Genomic DNA, 16,022 nt, shown 5'->3' with positions numbered 1-16,022 from the left:
TAGTTAGTTTTTAGGCAGGAATATTTCAGCCATCATACAGCGGGCACTGCCTCCCCCACAGGCTTCTATGGTACTAAGTGGGCTGTGAACAATATCAGTGTATTGCTCAAGCTGATTAAGTTGATTTTTAGTTAGCGAACGGTATGCTTGACTCGACATAACCAGTAGCTGTTCGTTTTGCTGATTTTTTACCTGAAGCATGTTACCAGCAAAGTGATTACACTGCTCTTCGCTAATAAAAATCACTTCTTTACCAGTATCACGTATAATCTTCACAATGTCTTTTTGCTCCCAAGTATTTTTCAGCGCATCGGCACAGAATATAGCAAAGTCTTCACCAATACTCATCATTACGTTGGTATGATAGATTTCAGCAAAGCCTTCGTTAATCATTTGCGAGGCGATGAATACAATGGGACGATACCCAAACTCCTGACAAAACTCCGACAAAAGATGTAAGTGCGTGCGGGGTGATACGCAAGCGTAGGCAATCCGGTTCTGCCGATCAAGTACCATGCTTCCGGTTCCTTCCAGAAATTTTTCTTCCGCCTCAAAGTAGGAGTAGTCAATTTTTCGGCGAATAGCGTAACGGTGCTCCTTAATAAGGGTAGATAGAATATCGTCACGCCGCTCTTTCCGACGATTAGGTGCCCACATAGGATACGTTACTACAGTACCATCTTGATGAAAGGAAATCCAGTTATTCGGAAATATTGAATCAGGAGTTTCCTTTTCAGCGGTATCATCTACCGTAATCACGTTAACGCCTTGCTGCCTAAGTACATCTACAAACTGATTAAACTCCGCTAATGCCCGATGCTGAATTTCCTCCGGTAGCACATCGCCTAATTCTCGCTGGTAATGATTATTTATGGCGGTCTCTACATTGTACCCGAATTTTACCGGGCGAATCATTAATAATGTATCCGTTAGTTGCTGATTGTCTTTCAATGGCTCAATTGTTCGATTGTTGAATGGCTAATTAGTCCACGGTCAATAGTCGACAGTCCATAGTTAACTGTGGGCATTGGGTTACAGGCGACCATCGCGCGGGTTAGAAAGTTCAAGGTTACAAAGTTTTGGGTTTAGGCTCCAGAACCTGTCCGGGGTTAAAAGTTTTGGAAATTATTCATTATTTATCCGTACGACAGTCACAATTACTTTGCTTTCGGAAGCGATCAATTTTAAATCCCGTGCTCCGTCAAACCAACACATCCACCTCCTCGCGCAATAGCGGCATACTCATGCAGTGGGTGCCACCCCGCGCCCGGGAAAGCTCGCCCGAAGGTAATAAAATGAGGGTATCTCCGGTTACTACTTCTTCAATAGGTTCCCCCTGCTCTACCTGCTCAATAATTTCGGCAGAGCGCATCACGGCAAAACCCCGCTTTCTGAATTCTTTTTCAGTTTTTATATTACGATCATAGCCAATAATTACTCCTTCACGCACTGCTAAAAAGTTGCAAGCATCCGTCCACTGCTCTCGTTCGCTGTAGGGAAATTCACCTCCAGCACTCGGAATAATCTCGCAATGTTTTGCCCCAAAATCTTGTCGGCTAATCTGCTCCAACAGATCATCTAGATAGTCCATTCGGTTGGTCGTGATGCTGTACGTATCTTCGGTTTCTTGCTGGCGAATAAATTGGATAACTTCAACTTCATGCACCGACTCTATGTTTCTTTGCCCTTGAATAGCCCCAGTCACGTTAAAGCCTCGGTTCCGATTGATTTCTTGTTTCGTAAACGGACTAAAGACAATCCAAGTGTCTCGCTTTACCTGCGTAAAAACCGTATCAATATGCATATACGCCCGGCGGCGGGGTATTTTAACGACCGAAACCTTCTGAATTAGATTCCGCTGAAACAGTTTTTCTACCAATTGTTCTACCGCCGGTAAAGAGGTGCGTTCACTCAGTCCCACCAACAAGTGTCCAGGACTTATCATCATCACATCGCCGCCCTCAACCGTTACTACCTTCTGCTGGGTTTCTTCTTCACTAGAGATGTAGAACAAGTTAGGTTCTTGTAGTTCTATCACCTGATGAGCTAGTTCATCAGCCTCCTGACTAGTTTTTTGCCTTAGCAGTTCAAAATGAGCGATATACTTGAAAATCAGGGCTTCACGGTCGCGAGCGTTTTCGTAAGGCTTACTCAGCAGAATGTGATCATGGATGGTAATGCCAATATCGCGGGTGAAAATCAAGTTGGGCACCGGAGGAAACAGAATAATCTCCTGACCATGTTCATCTTTCAAAATACCGGTAATCAGCAGCGAAGCCAATGTTTCGGGCGACATGCCCAGCATTTGCTTTTGCGTTCGCAGCCCACATTTTTCAATGGCACACACCGAAGGAACCAACAGGTATTTAATATCTTCGTACTGAAGGATTCGCACTAGCATTCGTTCCACATTCAGTACTTTATCTGACTCAAACCAGTTGTTTTTTACTGAAGCTTGGTAATCAGGGTCGTTCGCTTTTCCCTGAATTCTCTCAGAATCAAGAAAACACAGTAAGATACGTAAGTACTCACTGTACTCCTGCTGCATCTTTTCCAGGTACACAATATCATCGTACAGCAATTGGTCTTTAATGCGGGGAACGATTTTGCCGATACCGGCGTCGGGGCTATGAATAAGCAAACGTTTCAGTCGGCCAATCTCCGAGTTTACATAAATATCGTGGATCATATAGTAAAGATAATGATTAATGGGTAGTGACTGATGACAAATGACCGCAATTCATTGTTCATTAATCATTCACTTATTCTATTACTATCTTTGCAACGTTAATTTAAATGAAATTATGAGCATTTTAGATACAATTGTCGTCCGAAAAAAAGAGGAAATAGCCGAGCGTAAATCGCTAAAAAGCGCAGCTGAACTAGAGCAAAACCCGCTTTTTGATCGAAAAACGTATTCGCTCTCGCAAGCCTTACGAAATGCCAGTCCGGGTATTATTGCCGAGTTTAAGCGTAAGTCGCCCTCCAAAGGAATTATTAACGATCAGGCTGATGTGGCGCAAACTACGCAGGGCTACGTACAAGCCGGAGCAGCCGCCCTTTCGGTACTCACCGATATTGACTTTTTTGCCGGTAGCGATGAAAACCTACGGATTGCCCGGGAGCATAATCAAATACCGATTTTGCGGAAAGACTTTACGATTGACGAATACCAAGTTACCGAAGCGAAAGCACTGGGTGCTGATGCTATTTTGTTGATTGCAGCTATCCTTCCCCCTCCTCGCGTACTAGCAATAGCCCAACGTGCCCACCAGTTAGGGTTAGAAGTTCTTTTGGAAGTTCACGACGAAGATGAACTTCGGCAAACGGCTCTAAATGAGACAATCACTCCTTTCATTGATGTAGTCGGGGTAAACAATCGCGATCTAAACACTTTCAATACTACTATTGAAACGTCTATCCGGTTAGCTAATCTGATGCCTCAAGACCTCGTAAAAATCTCCGAAAGCGGCATTAGCGACCCAGCTAATATTCACACCCTAATGGAACATGGTTACCAAGGCTTTTTAATTGGTGAATATTTTATGAAGCAACCGAACCCAGGCGAAGCCTGCCATGATTTTATTCAGAAAGTAACCACGCCCACCACATGAAGCTTAAGATTTGCGGAATGAAGTACGCTAAGAATTTACGCGAGGTTGCCACATTACAACCAGACTATCTGGGTTTTATCTTTTACGAGAAATCTCCTCGCTATATGGCAGACTGCCTTGCTCCCGAAGAAGTGAAGGCCATTCCTGACCGTATTCAGAAGATAGGAGTATTTGTAAATGCAATAAATGAATACATACTTCAGCAAGCCCAGCATTTTGGCTTAAACGGAGTGCAGTTGCACGGCGACGAATCTCCCGTGCAGTGTCGGGAACTGAAAGCTGCTAACTATACTGTCATCAAGGTGTTTCGCTTAGGGAGTGTAAACTTTGATTTCACTCAGTTAGCCTCCTACGAAGCTCACGTAGATTATTTCTTATTTGATACCCAAACGCCGAACTACGGCGGATCAGGCCACACTTTCGATTGGTCACAGCTAGAAGAGTATACACTCACTACCCCGTTCTTCCTCAGCGGTGGCATTGGTTTAGACAATCTTGAGGAAGCTCTCAGCTTAAATCACGATCAATTTATCGGCCTGGATGTCAACAGTCGCTTCGAGATTGAACCAGGACATAAAGATAGCACTCGCTTAAAAAAGCTAGTGAACAAAGTACGCAACCCCCATTCAGAAGAATGATTGACTCATTCTTCGGTTCTCAAAAGCACTATCTTCAAACTATTTACGAAGCGGCAGTTCAGTTGCGAAGCGCACTGTAAACTAAGGGGTAAAGTGTTTTATTAGTACCGTCATGGCGAGGCTCTGCGAAGCCATTTCACGGAGTGGGGCACTTACACATGTACTTATTCCCACGGGAGCGCGAGATGACTGCTTCGGAAGTCCGATTTACTGATTCGCCGTGACGCAGTGAAGTAAGTAGCCCATGAATTTAGTTTGCAGTCTACTCAAAACGAGTTTATCTGTATCTCAATCTGGTTCACGCCGGGTTCAAGGTGGATAGAACCAAACAAGGGATTTACCGCTTGACCGTTTAGGCTGATAGCTGCGTCCGATATGTTGGGAAGAGTAAACTCGGCGACGGTATTGCCCGGCAGTTCAATGGTATAGCGTTGCAAGCGATTATTGACAAACTGGTATTCTCCGGTTATCGAACCTTTAATGGTGGGCATTTTAATGCTACTGTGCTTTAGTTTGCTCATTTGCGGTTCAATACTGATGATGCCAAAGCCGGGAGTTTTGGGTTGGATGCCCCAGAGGTAGCGGGGGATAATATTAGCCGGAGTGGCACCCCAGGCGTGGTTCCAGTCCAGATTAGGCTTGTACTTCATGTCCCAAGCTTCCAGGGCAACGGTAGACCCGGCGGCAATCATATTCCACCAACTGCGGTCGTGAGTAGCCGTCATCAGTTCCAGGGCGTAGTCACTGGCTCCGGCTTCGTACAAGCCTTCCAGTAAAAACTGAGCACCGTACACACTGCAGGCCATCCCGCGCGACTTAATGAATTCTACTACCGTTTTTTGATGTTCGGGTGGTACTAATCCGAAAGCCAGTGGCATCATATTAGAATGCAAGGATGAGTGCGTAGCCCCTTCGCCATCCAGGTAGATTCCTTGCTCTTTATCAAGCAACTTAGTATTAATTGTTTGCTTCACCTTGGCCGCCATCAGAGCAAAGTGGCTTGCATCCTCTGACTTACCTAGCACTTCGGCTAGTTCAGCCATCATCTTCATATTTTGGTAGAAGAAACTGTTCACTACGGTGTTGATGGGTAGCATCTGGTGGCCATCGCGTTCACCTTCTTCGGTAGAGAGTTTCCAGCCGGTATCTTTCTGGGCCGGAGGCCAGTCTACAATGTCTTTCAATCGATTGGTAGTATCGGCAAAGCCCAATTGCGCCATGTATGGCCCGGTCACTTGGCCGGAGGTAGAGCTAATTAGTCCGTCTTCTCGCGCTAAGTCAATCAGGGTTTTGCTTTTTAGCGGTTCGTAGTACTTTTCAATCAGTTCGGTGTTCCCGCTGTAGTAATAATCTTGGTACATCATGAGGGCGGTATGCAGTAGCCACTCGGTAGGCCAAGTAGGATTATTCATGAACCACTCAATGGTTCGCTGCGCCATTGCGTATTCCCGATCGGTGGTATAGTGCCCTAGTTGGTTAATGTAGGCATCCGCCTCGTAGGGAATTCGTTCCCGATCGCCATCTACGTATATTCCCGCAAAGGAAGTCGCCTTCATGGTATACTTACATAAATCCCAAACTTGGTTCAGCAACGTATCTGATGAGGTGAAGCTACTTTCGTTTTCATTCCAGTAGTTGAAGTAAGCCAGTTGAGTAAGATCGTCAGGTTTTAATTCGGTTTGCACGCCCTCTATTTCCGCGTAGCGAAAGGGCATAACAATACCAAAGGAGTCGGGTAAGGCTACTGCCACGGGCAACGTGTTACGCTCGTTACGTTCCAACTCAATTTCGTAGGTCTGTTGGTCAGGGCTAACGGGTGCCCTTACTTCTTGGTAGCGTAGGGTGCCACCTGGCTCCCGATCAATCTGACCATCTTTCAGCTTTTCACCCAAGCGAACGGTTAGGGTAGTCGCTGCTGGAGCTTGATAGCGTAGCTTCAGCTTACCGAAAGCATGTTTCCCAAAATCAGCGAAGTAACTATTCTCGCTGGTCTTCTCTAATACTGTCGGATGAATTCTTTCCAGTTGGAAGCTTCGCCCCGGAGCATTACCCGACTGAAAGTTCGTAGTTTGAAAGGAGTGAGCTTCCGAGTAATCGGTCACCCGATTGCCTTCATCCCAAATACGAACTTTCCAGAAGTACTTAGTTTGGGGAGCCAGTGGATTACCTCCGTGCTCTACGTTTGCCGATATACTCGCTTTAACTTGACCGCTATTCCACACATCACCGATATTTTCGGCTAAGTTTTCTTCCGAAGAAGCTACTAATAGTTGATAGCCCTGTTGCCGAACCGCTCCCTGGGGCACCGTCCAACTGTATTCTGGCAATTGGTCATTCACCGTAGAAGTACCGGAGGGGCGAATAAATTCTACCATTAACCCGTGCGGAGCTATCGAGAGCGAATCGCTATGTTCTCGGATTAGCCGATCGGTAGCGGAGGATAAATCAGCCAATACATCCTGATAATTCGGATCCTTAGCTAAGTTATTAGTCTCCTGAGGGTCGTCGGTTAAGTGATACAGCTCTTCACTGGACTTGTCGTTTACATAGCGAAAGTACTTCCATTGCTTGGTTCGTACTCCCTCGCTAGGCGGAATATACTCAAACTCCCACAGGTGTTCAATTAGCGCAGTGTCACGAGCTAGGCCTGTAGTTTCTCCCGAAACAATGGGCAGCAGACTTTTCCCCTGATAAGTATCGGGAACGTTAACCCCGGCCAGAGCAAGCATCGTAGCGGGCACATCTACGTTAAGTGCCAGTTCATCGCTACTTTGGTGCTTATCAACTCTGGGATCAAAAACAATGAGGGGAACGCGCACCGAGTTATCGTACAGCAACCATTTACCAGCCAGTTGGCGTTCGCCCAGAAAATAGCCGTTATCACCCATCAGAATGATGACAGTATTCTTATCCAGTTTCTTTTTCTTCAGTTGTTGGCGGATTTTAGCAATCTCCCGATCAATATCTGAGATCATACGATAGTAGCCCTTCACGCTATGCTGATACTTCTCGGGCGTATCGTAGCGCCAATGCCAGCGCGTGCGATTAAACCCCTCTCGAACGGGTTCGGGTAATTCGTTAAAGTAGCGATCGTTACCCAAATTTGGCTCGGGCATTTCGGTTTTCGCCAGCAACTTATCAGATTCCGACTGCCAGAAGTACTGATCTTCGGCGGGGTCGTGGGCGTGAGGCGCACTGAAGCTAAGCGATAAGCAAAAGGGAGTTCTTGAGTCTGCCCGATCAATAAAGTCCAGGGCTTGCTGTCCGGTGTAGCGAGTAAGATGAACCGTATCTTCACCCAGTGCCTTATAGTAGTAGCCCCGCCGATCTTTGAACTTGTTATTGCGGTCGTAGGATTCGTATTCGTCAAACAGCGCATTCAAGTCAGGGTAGTTTACCCCAAACTTACCGTAGAACCCGGTGCGGTAGCCCGCTTCTTTTAGTAGTCTTGGGTACGCCTGCTGCATATAATGCTCCTGCATGGGTCCCGACTGGAAATTGTAGCGATGTGTGCGCTCGTACAACCCACTCAAAATGCTCGCCCGGCTTCCCGCACAAATGGGCGTAGTCACCATCGCGTGAGAGAAGTAAGTGCCCTGTTTAGCCAATTTATCCATTTCAGGCGTATGAATTAGCTCATTGCCCGCGTAGCCCAGCGCATCCCACCGCTGGTCGTCGGTGAGAATAAAAATAATGTTGGGACTGGTAGCATTCTGGGTAGATTGCCCAAAAGACAAAAAAGGCTGAGCAGCGAAGACTACGAAGAATCCCAATAGTAAAATAGATTTGATCATGTTGGTTGTGTATCGTATTAAATCAAGTGCCACAACTTCTCACTAATTGATGAGATTTTCAAATTTGATGCGGTGTAATATACCTCGCATTTTGACTGGTTACTTATCATAGTTTGGCTTACTGCTTGATAGAACATGAAACAAATGAGCAGCATCACTACCATTATTCAATATCTGAAGGATTGCTACCAAGCTGATAATCGAGAAGTTGGGCTCTCCAATTTCTTTGGCAAAAGTGTAGAACATCAGTGGCTATTACCTGATGCCGAAATTTTAGCTGAGAAATTACCTATCTATCCGGTAGATCCATTATGGGGTGAAAAAGTAGCCAAAACAACCAAGGTATACGCGAAAGAAAAGGAACTAATGATGGCCTACATTTTTCTGACTGCCCAACTCTCTGTAGGTAGTAGAAATAGCTCAGTGGCCACTCCACTTTTCCTAATACCAACCACCCTAGAATTACGGGACGAAAATTACTTTATCAAACCTTCTACTGAAAATGCCTCAGTGAACCCCATTGCCGTAAACTTACTTAATGCTACAGTAGAAGAAGATACCGATAGTGCTTCGGTTTTACAGAATTGGATTACCAGAGAGAAGTTTGGGTTTGGTGATATAGGCATCTTACGAGAAGTTTTGGCAAAGCAAGTCCCTCACTTGCAAACCGAAGAGATGTTGATGTACCCTTCACTCCTGGAAAAGAAAGCAATTCTCAACTTCAAGAAAAAGAAGAAGAACTACCTTTTACCTGCTGCCGGTCTGGGGGTTTTGCGTAAATCTACCACCACGCTAGGTATCTTAAGCGAACTAGAGACTCTCTGTCAAACTGATGATTACTCCACTGCTTTACTCTCCCTTTTTGACAAATCGGTTTCGGCAACTTCTATATCCATGCCTATAGAGCCTCCTACAGTTCCGTCCGTTTTAAGCCAAGCGCAGGTTAAAGCTTTTGCTGCAATAGAAGAAAATTGGCTAACGCAAATTACCGGGCCACCCGGCACAGGAAAATCCTTTATTATCGCTTCAATGGCGATTGACTGCATGAGCAAAGGGAAGTCAGTGCTAATCGTCTCCGCTAATGACCAAGCAGTTGATGTAGTTCATAATAAAATCCAGTCTGAATTTCAGTTGGAGCAGATTGCCGTAAGGGGTGGAGGCAACAGAGACTACAAAAGTGTGCTTAAGAAGCGATTAGAAAACTGGCTGAATGGGATGAGTGTAGAACCTGTAGACCAGAAGGTTATCAAACTACTAGAAAAAAATGTAGCCAAACTTAGTAACAATCTTCATAAACTGGAACGCGAGTACACTAAACGGGCTAAACAGGCTTACCGCGAAGGAGTATTTTTGACCACCCCGCAAAACTCCTGGATGTATTCTGTCAGAAAGCGTTTCATAGGGTGGCGAATAAAACGTACTCAGTCCATCGGAAATTTCACCGTAGTATATCAGGATCAGTTAGCTACTAAACATCGGAAAATTAAAGAGTTACTAGTATCAAAGTTTAACTATCGGCTACATCAGTCGCTACTTTATCACCGGAAAGAGCTTCAGAGATTTTTATCCGCCATCCGAGCCCGCACTAGCAGTAAGCAAATCGCCCTATTCAACAAAATCAACTTCAATCACCTAAGTCAGACTTTTCCAGTATGGCTGGTGAGTATCACCGATATAAGCCACATTCTGCCGATGAGAAAAGAAATGTTTGATGTGGTGATTGTGGATGAAGCTACCCAGTGTGATATGGCTTCGGTGCTACCTATTTTGCAACGGGGAAAAAAGGTAGTAGTAGCCGGAGATCCTAAGCAGCTTCGGCACGTATCTTTTCTCGCTAAACATCGTCAGCAACAGCTTGCTGAGAGAAACGGGTTATCTGCATTGCTAGCGGGGGAATATAATTTCAGAGATCATAGTCTGCTGGATATTGCCAACCGAAACCTTCTTTCTCAGTCTGCACTCGTGTTTCTGAATGAGCATTACCGTAGCCAGCCGTCAATTATTCAATTTAGCAACCAGCATTTCTATCAGAATCAGCTACGTATTATGACGGCTCAGCCCCAGAATGAGCGAGTGCAGCATGTTCATCTTATCCGGCTGTCCGGCAAACGCCATAAGGCTGGTCACAACCAAGAAGAGATAAATTTTATACTCGCTAAGATTAGCGAGATAGCTAATACTGAATTGCCTTTAATGCCTGCCGCTTGTCAAAGTATTGGGATTTTATCCCCCTTTCGGCAACAAGTAGATTGCCTTCGGAAACAGGTTGCTGAAAAAATTGACATTAAATTACTGGATAGACACCAGATACTAATTGGTACTCCTTATACTTTTCAGGGGGAAGAACGGGATATTATGCTCATATCGCTTGCCGTAGACGAAGAGGTACATCCTTCTACCTTTCAAATTCTCAGTCGGGAAGATGTATTTAACGTCAGTATTACTCGGGCACGTTCCGAGCAGTGGATCATCACATCTTTACATCAACCAACTGGTTATGCAGCAGCATCTCAACTAGAGAAGTACATTAATCATATTGAACAAGCCGATTTACGACTTATGTCAGGGGTAACATCATACTATCATGATACATTTCTGGCATCTGTGGTAGCATGGTTGCGAGAGCAAGGCTATCAAGAAATTCACCAACAATATACCATCGCTGGGATTGAAATTGACATTGTGTTGGTACATCAAGAGACTACCTTCTGTATCAACCTAATTGGCTATCCGGGAGAAATGGAAGAGGCCATGTCAGTAGAGCAGTTTAATATTCTTCAGCGAGTTGGCATTTTAGCTTACCCTCTATCATACAGCCGTTGGTATTTTAATCAAGAAATCTCCACCAAATATTTAAAAAGATTCTTAAGTAGTCCAGGCCAAAGCATGTACCCTTAAATACTGGATTTTACGATTCATCTTTACTACTTTTGCTTACATAACGCCTAAAATCAGTTGCTTAACTATTTTTAACATCGGTAACATTTACTGATAAAAAAGGTCTATACCGTGCTAACCCATTTTTTAATTGCATTTGCGCTGGCATTTTTTGGTTACCTTCCCTTCGGAACGGTCAACATGGTGGTACTAAATACAGCTATTACCCGAGCACTTCGTCCGGCAGTTTTCATGGCTCTTGGAGCGGCTTTGGTAGAAATTTTTTACACGTACTTAGCCATTACGCTTAACCAGTGGGTAGGCCGCGAGTTGGTTAATAACATTTATATAGATGTAACCGCTCTGATAATTCTACTTGTGGTGGGTCTATATTTCTGGTTTTCCTCTCCTCAGCAAAAGAAAAAGCCTCAATCTCCCCAACGAAGCTGGGGGTTTTTCAGTACAGGGTTGGCATTTGGTATTATTAATCCGCAGAGTTTACCCTTTATCACCCTCGGACTACTTTACACAATATCACAGGGCTGGGTATTTCTATCGGAATTTAGCAACTGTTTGGGACTAATGCTGGGAGTATCGGTAGGACGGTTTCTCTCTTTATTGCTATACGCCCAAGCAGGTCAGTGGCTTTCTTCCCAATTAGCCCGCTTTACCCAATGGACCAACAAAATTACTGGTGGTATTCTTCTATCGCTCGGAGGGTATCAGGCGTTTCGAGTGCTCGCTGAAGTATGGTAGCAATGTTGTGTTTAAGTATTCCAGCGTTAGCGTTTTATGGTGCGAAGTTCTAGGTTTACGCTCAGCAAACTTTGAACTCAGAACCCTGAACGCAAAATTCTAGACTATACGCTAAAATATCATAACACCGTTTTAAGACGACCTGAATACATGAACACGCCAACTCTAGCTTTAAAGAGTATTTTGCAGTAGATTAGGTGCTCAACCAACCTAACACCGCACAAATATGCACCGAAGAAACGCGCTTAAGGGGCTAGGGCTGGCCGGACTAGGTCTTACTGCTTCCGCGCAAACCACTACGGCTCACCCACATAACTTAAACCGAGGCATGAAACCGATCACCATTACCAAAGTAAAAGCGATTCCTACTTGCCCGCACGGAATTGAACTCATTGTAGTGAAGGTAGAAACCAGCGAACCCGGCTTGTACGGGGTAGGCTGCGCCACCTTCCGGCAGCGAGCCCACGCCGTAGTATCGGCTATTAATGATTATTTGGATGACTTTTGCCGGGGAAAAGATGTAGACAATATTGAAGATATTTGGCAAACGGCTTACGTGAGTTCTTACTGGCGCAATGGGCCGGTGCTCAATAATGCGCTTAGTGGTCTGGACCAAGCCTTGTGGGACATCAAAGGGAAGCGAGCGGGTATGCCGGTGTACCAATTGTTAGGCGGTAAGTGTCGCTTTGCGGTAGACTGCTACGCCCACGGGGGTGGAAAGACCATTGAAGAAGTAGTAGAAAATGTGCAGCGTTTTACCGAAGAAGGGTATCGCCACGTACGCATTCAGTTAGGAGGATACGGAGCCGCGCAAATGCTGGGGGGCTACGGCAACACGGTAGATCAAACGCCTGATTTTAAAAATGCGGGCTTTGGGACGGAGGACGACAATTATATGAATCCGTACCTGTATATGAAGTCGGTGCCTAAGCTGTTTGAAGAAGTGCGGAAAGCCTGCGGTGAGGAGATAGAACTGCTGCACGATATACACGAGCGACTACAGCCGCTGGATGCGATTAATCTAGTGAAATCGCTAGAAGAGCACCGTCCGTTTTTTATTGAAGACCCTTTTTCGCCGGAGAATATTGGCTACTTTCCTATGCTACGGCAGCAGACTACCGTGCCTATTGCAATGGGTGAGCTGTACAATAGTCCGCACGAGTGGGTGAACCCGATGACGGAGCGATTGTTCGACTTTATCCGTATTCATATTTCGCAGATTGGCGGGATAACTCCGGCAGTAAAAGTAGCTCGTTTGGGCGAATGGTTTAATGTACGGACAGCTTGGCACGGTCCGGGCGATGTTTCTCCGGTAGGTCATGCGGCTAACGCCCATATTGATTTTGCCGTATGGAATTTTGGTATCCAAGAAGCAGTAAGTTTTTCCGATACCCTGCGGGAGATTTTTCCGGGCGCACCGGAGATGAAAGATGGCTATATGTACGTGAATGAAGTACCGGGATTGGGAGTAGATGTAAATGAAGCGTTAGCATTGAAATACCCACTACCCGAGAAGAACAACTACAACTGGACACAACTACGCAAAGGAGACGGTACTCCGGTTCGCCCGTAGCACGTACTACCGCTTTTGTGAGGACGTTACCCTTAGCTCTTCCACTAGGTTTCGTTCAGTCTGAAGCTCCCGGCGCAAACGGCGTTCTTTTTCTAGCGAGGTCTTACGGAACTCTTCTAGCTCATGCTGAAGCTTTCGGTAATCCTGGCGGGTACGGGAGGTAACCTTTTGGCTATTACGATACTGATAAATAGCTCCGCCGAGCAGCAGCACCAATACCAACACGGCAATCCAGAAGAAATTCAGAAACCCTTCCTTCGGAAAATCAATGCCAAGCACCGAAATATGAGTACTATCGTGTTCACTCGCCGCAATAATGGCATCCTTCTCCCGGATACTAGTGTTCATAGAGTTAAGATCCGATTCCTGGGTTGCCACCCTTTCTTGGGTTTGCTGTAGATCCTGTCGAACATTAGTTAAGGAGTCCTTGGCATTACCCCAGAACCGATTCAGCCGATTCCGGCTCACCACTCGGTATTCGGCTCCTGACTTGGATTTTACTGGATTGGAATCTTGAACCATTTCGCTAAACTGCTGCTGTAAGGGCTGATTGGTAGGTGTGCCATTCCCTTGCTGAGCCACAGCCGAGCCAATAATAAAAAGCATAATTCCGACAAAAGAAACAGCAATAAAGATGTTGCGTAGGTTAATTGTTTTCATAGCAGATACTCGCAGTTAATTAATTACGCCAGTAACAGGGCTACAAAGGTAGCGTAAGTCTTATCAATTCAAAAAAACAGCCTAGCGTATTCGTAGGTTCAGTTGATTGAGGTAAATTTAATAAAAACTACGCATTCTAAGCATCCCATCTTTTTAGATACATTGATTCTGGCGTAAGAAATAACAGAAAATTATGGGTTGAGAATGGTCAATATCTTTATTTGTAACGTCTAAATTAGCATTATATTTTCGCCGACGTTTATAGACATATTCGTAGCCTTTTCGTAGAAATAGTCTGTACAAAACCTTGGCAATTTTACGCGCTGATTTTCTCGGAAGGCTGTGTCATAGTAAGTCGGTCAAGGCAGGGTCATCCCAGGCAAAATGAAATAATTAGAATCTTGGGGACTGACCTATTCGGTAATTGAATTGATAAAACCAGCAATATCCTTCTCTAAATCTTTGCTCTTAGCTAGAGTTTTAATGAACGCACTACCGATAATCGCTCCCTGCGCGTACCTACAAGCCTGACTGAAGGTTTCGTGATTGGAAATACCAAAGCCGATCAACTGCGGGTGGCGCAACTGCATAGCCTGAATACGATTGAAATAGGCAATCTGCTGCTCGGTAATATTGCCTTTCGCCCCGGTTACGCTGGCTGAGGATACCATGTAGATAAAACCGTGTGAATGCTCATCAATCAGCCGGATACGCTTCTCGGAGGTTTGGGGAGTAATCAGAAAGATATTGTACAGCCCGTAGGATTCAAACATCGCTTTGTATTCATCCAAATAGGCTTGCATGGGTAGGTCGGGAATAATGAGTGCGTCTATTCCAATTTTCTGACATTGCTCACAAAACTTCTCTACTCCGTACTGAATTACTGGGTTTAGATAACCCATTAAAATCAGTGGTATGTCTACTTTTTTCCGAATATCTTGCAATTGCTGCAACAGTACTTTAATACTCATTCCATTGTCCAGTGCCTGCTGGCTACTATCCTGAATGGTCGGCCCATCGGCTAAAGGATCAGAATAGGGCATACCAATCTCAATCAGGTCCGCTCCGGCTTGTTGCAGATATTCGGCAACGCGAACGGTATCGTCTAATTGAGGAAATCCGGCCGTGTAGTAAACCGATAAAATATTTTCTTTCTTCTGCTGAAAAAGCTGATCTATTCGGTGAGTAGTTTGAATCATAAATAACAGTGTACAATGTGCAATTAACAATTAGCAGAATTAGCTAAACCGCTCATGGATTGCTTGGGCAAAACGGTAGGGCGATTTAGCATCGGTGCGAAAATACAACGAAGGTTCGATCAATTCTACTTCCATCAGCGCAAATTCATCGTTCGATAAGCGAACCAGATCAATGCGGGCGTAGAGAGGGTTGTACGGAACCGCTTCGTAAATCTGTTGAGCTGTTTTTAGCAATTCTGGCGATGGCTTAGCCGCTTGAATTAATCCACCGTGCTCTTCCTGCACCCGGAAGTCATTGGGTTTCGGGATTTTGACAATAGTATGGCTATACGATCCACCAAAGAAGAACAGTGAATACTCACCTTCTTCCAAAATAGCCGGAATAAAGGGCTGCACCATAAACGAACGCTGCTGAAAGGTTTGAGCTACGGTTTCCCAGACTTCTTCATTAGTCTGATGAGTAAGCCAGAAAGTATCATCAGCATTGGCACTGACCGTAGGTTTAATAATCAGCTCGGGAGTATTCCAGTCTTGCCACCAACTTTCAATTGTTTCGCGCTGAAATGCCTTACTCCACTGGGTTGATACAACTCGGATACTTCGCGCTTCCAAATCACGCAAATAAGTTTTATCAATATTCCAGCGTACCAAGTCCAAGCTGTTTTCCAGCGGAACACCGCAAGCAGTTATATCTTCCAAAACTCGCAGAAACTGCTGCGGAGCCTGCTGATAGTCCCAGGGAGTGCGGATAATTACGGCATCGTAAATGCTCCAATCGGTGTTAGTACTGCGCCAGGAAACTGGGTGTACTTGCCAGCCTAGTTCAGCCAGCGGTTGGTAGGTGAGCGAATCGTCGCTAACGAAGCCTTCCAGGCTATCCATCGTAAGAAAAACGCAGTGGTTCGGCATTC

Annotated in this window: 11 protein-coding genes; 5 read left to right on the top strand and 6 right to left on the bottom strand. The window is 45.2% G+C overall.

Annotated features, from left to right (window positions below; genetic code table 11):
• Nucleotides 1-3: 3 nt before the first annotated feature.
• Together ctlX and P0M28_RS19285 are read right to left on the bottom strand one after the other, a co-directional pair.
• On the bottom strand, nucleotides 4-951 hold the full coding sequence (ctlX, locus tag P0M28_RS19290; RefSeq protein ID WP_302204341.1) for a citrulline utilization hydrolase CtlX: 948 nt from the start codon (nucleotides 949-951) through the stop codon (nucleotides 4-6).
• A gap of 250 nt (nucleotides 952-1,201) precedes the next feature.
• Nucleotides 1,202-2,689 (bottom strand): arginine deiminase family protein, encoded by a 1,488-nt coding sequence (locus P0M28_RS19285; RefSeq protein WP_302204340.1) that lies wholly within the window; start codon nucleotides 2,687-2,689, stop codon nucleotides 1,202-1,204.
• 115 nt (nucleotides 2,690-2,804) lie between these two features.
• Between P0M28_RS19285 and trpC the strand changes: the two genes are divergently transcribed.
• A complete protein-coding gene (trpC, locus tag P0M28_RS19280) occupies nucleotides 2,805-3,614 on the top strand; it encodes an indole-3-glycerol phosphate synthase TrpC (protein WP_302204338.1) in 810 nt (269 codons plus the stop codon).
• Nucleotides 3,611-4,252 (top strand): phosphoribosylanthranilate isomerase, encoded by a 642-nt coding sequence (locus tag P0M28_RS19275; RefSeq protein WP_302204336.1) that lies wholly within the window; start codon nucleotides 3,611-3,613, stop codon nucleotides 4,250-4,252. Before trpC ends, P0M28_RS19275 begins: the two co-directional genes overlap by 4 nt.
• A gap of 266 nt (nucleotides 4,253-4,518) precedes the next feature.
• On the opposite strand, the gene P0M28_RS19270 is transcribed toward P0M28_RS19275, so the two are convergent.
• Nucleotides 4,519-8,046, bottom strand: coding sequence for a family 78 glycoside hydrolase catalytic domain (locus tag P0M28_RS19270; protein WP_302204334.1), 3,528 nt, complete (start codon nucleotides 8,044-8,046; stop codon nucleotides 4,519-4,521).
• 144 nt (nucleotides 8,047-8,190) lie between these two features.
• On the opposite strand from P0M28_RS19270, the gene P0M28_RS19265 reads away from it, so the two are divergent.
• The 3 genes from P0M28_RS19265 (at nucleotide 8,191) to P0M28_RS19255 (ending at nucleotide 13,252) form a co-directional block, all read left to right on the top strand.
• Nucleotides 8,191-10,944 carry an AAA domain-containing protein gene (locus tag P0M28_RS19265; protein ID WP_302204333.1) on the top strand — a complete coding sequence of 918 codons (2,754 nt, stop codon included), beginning with the start codon at nucleotides 8,191-8,193 and terminating at the stop codon, nucleotides 10,942-10,944.
• Between the two features lie 111 nt (nucleotides 10,945-11,055).
• Nucleotides 11,056-11,679, top strand: coding sequence for a LysE family transporter (locus P0M28_RS19260; protein ID WP_302204332.1), 624 nt, complete (start codon nucleotides 11,056-11,058; stop codon nucleotides 11,677-11,679).
• A gap of 226 nt (nucleotides 11,680-11,905) precedes the next feature.
• Nucleotides 11,906-13,252: an enolase C-terminal domain-like protein gene (locus tag P0M28_RS19255; protein ID WP_302204329.1), complete on the top strand. Its 1,347-nt coding sequence runs from the start codon at nucleotides 11,906-11,908 to the stop codon at nucleotides 13,250-13,252.
• A gap of 6 nt (nucleotides 13,253-13,258) precedes the next feature.
• On the opposite strand, the gene P0M28_RS19250 is transcribed toward P0M28_RS19255, so the two are convergent.
• From P0M28_RS19250 to P0M28_RS19240, 3 genes are all read right to left on the bottom strand, one after another.
• A complete protein-coding gene (locus P0M28_RS19250; RefSeq protein ID WP_302204328.1) occupies nucleotides 13,259-13,912 on the bottom strand; it encodes a hypothetical protein in 654 nt (217 codons plus the stop codon).
• Between the two features lie 413 nt (nucleotides 13,913-14,325).
• Nucleotides 14,326-15,111, bottom strand: coding sequence for a tryptophan synthase subunit alpha (trpA, locus tag P0M28_RS19245; protein ID WP_302204327.1), 786 nt, complete (start codon nucleotides 15,109-15,111; stop codon nucleotides 14,326-14,328).
• 39 nt (nucleotides 15,112-15,150) lie between these two features.
• The gene (locus tag P0M28_RS19240; protein ID WP_302204326.1) at nucleotides 15,151-16,020 is read right to left on the bottom strand and encodes an ATP-grasp domain-containing protein; all 870 of its coding nucleotides are present in this window, start codon (nucleotides 16,018-16,020) and stop codon (nucleotides 15,151-15,153) included.
• Nucleotides 16,021-16,022: the final 2 nt, after the last annotated feature.

The organism is Tunicatimonas pelagia, from assembly GCF_030506325.1.
Taxonomy (GTDB): Bacteria; Bacteroidota; Bacteroidia; order Cytophagales; family Cyclobacteriaceae; genus Tunicatimonas; species Tunicatimonas pelagia.
Note: the sequence above shows the minus strand (reverse complement) of the source record. Positions and strands in the feature narration are given on the sequence as shown.

Bases quoted from the DNA above. Each gene is read 5' to 3' on its own strand.
- P0M28_RS19275 (WP_302204336.1), top strand. From the start codon at position 3,611: ATGAAGCTTAAGATTTGCGGAATGAAGTACGCTAAGAATTTACGCGAG.
- P0M28_RS19240 (WP_302204326.1), bottom strand. From the start codon at position 16,020: ATGCCGAACCACTGCGTTTTTCTTACGATGGATAGCCTGGAAGGCTTC.
- P0M28_RS19285 (WP_302204340.1), bottom strand. From the start codon at position 2,689: ATGATCCACGATATTTATGTAAACTCGGAGATTGGCCGACTGAAACGT.
- P0M28_RS19255 (WP_302204329.1), top strand. From the start codon at position 11,906: ATGCACCGAAGAAACGCGCTTAAGGGGCTAGGGCTGGCCGGACTAGGT.
- P0M28_RS19250 (WP_302204328.1), bottom strand. From the start codon at position 13,912: ATGAAAACAATTAACCTACGCAACATCTTTATTGCTGTTTCTTTTGTC.
- P0M28_RS19270 (WP_302204334.1), bottom strand. From the start codon at position 8,046: ATGATCAAATCTATTTTACTATTGGGATTCTTCGTAGTCTTCGCTGCT.
- trpC (WP_302204338.1), top strand. From the start codon at position 2,805: ATGAGCATTTTAGATACAATTGTCGTCCGAAAAAAAGAGGAAATAGCC.
- P0M28_RS19265 (WP_302204333.1), top strand. From the start codon at position 8,191: ATGAGCAGCATCACTACCATTATTCAATATCTGAAGGATTGCTACCAA.
- trpA (WP_302204327.1), bottom strand. From the start codon at position 15,111: ATGATTCAAACTACTCACCGAATAGATCAGCTTTTTCAGCAGAAGAAA.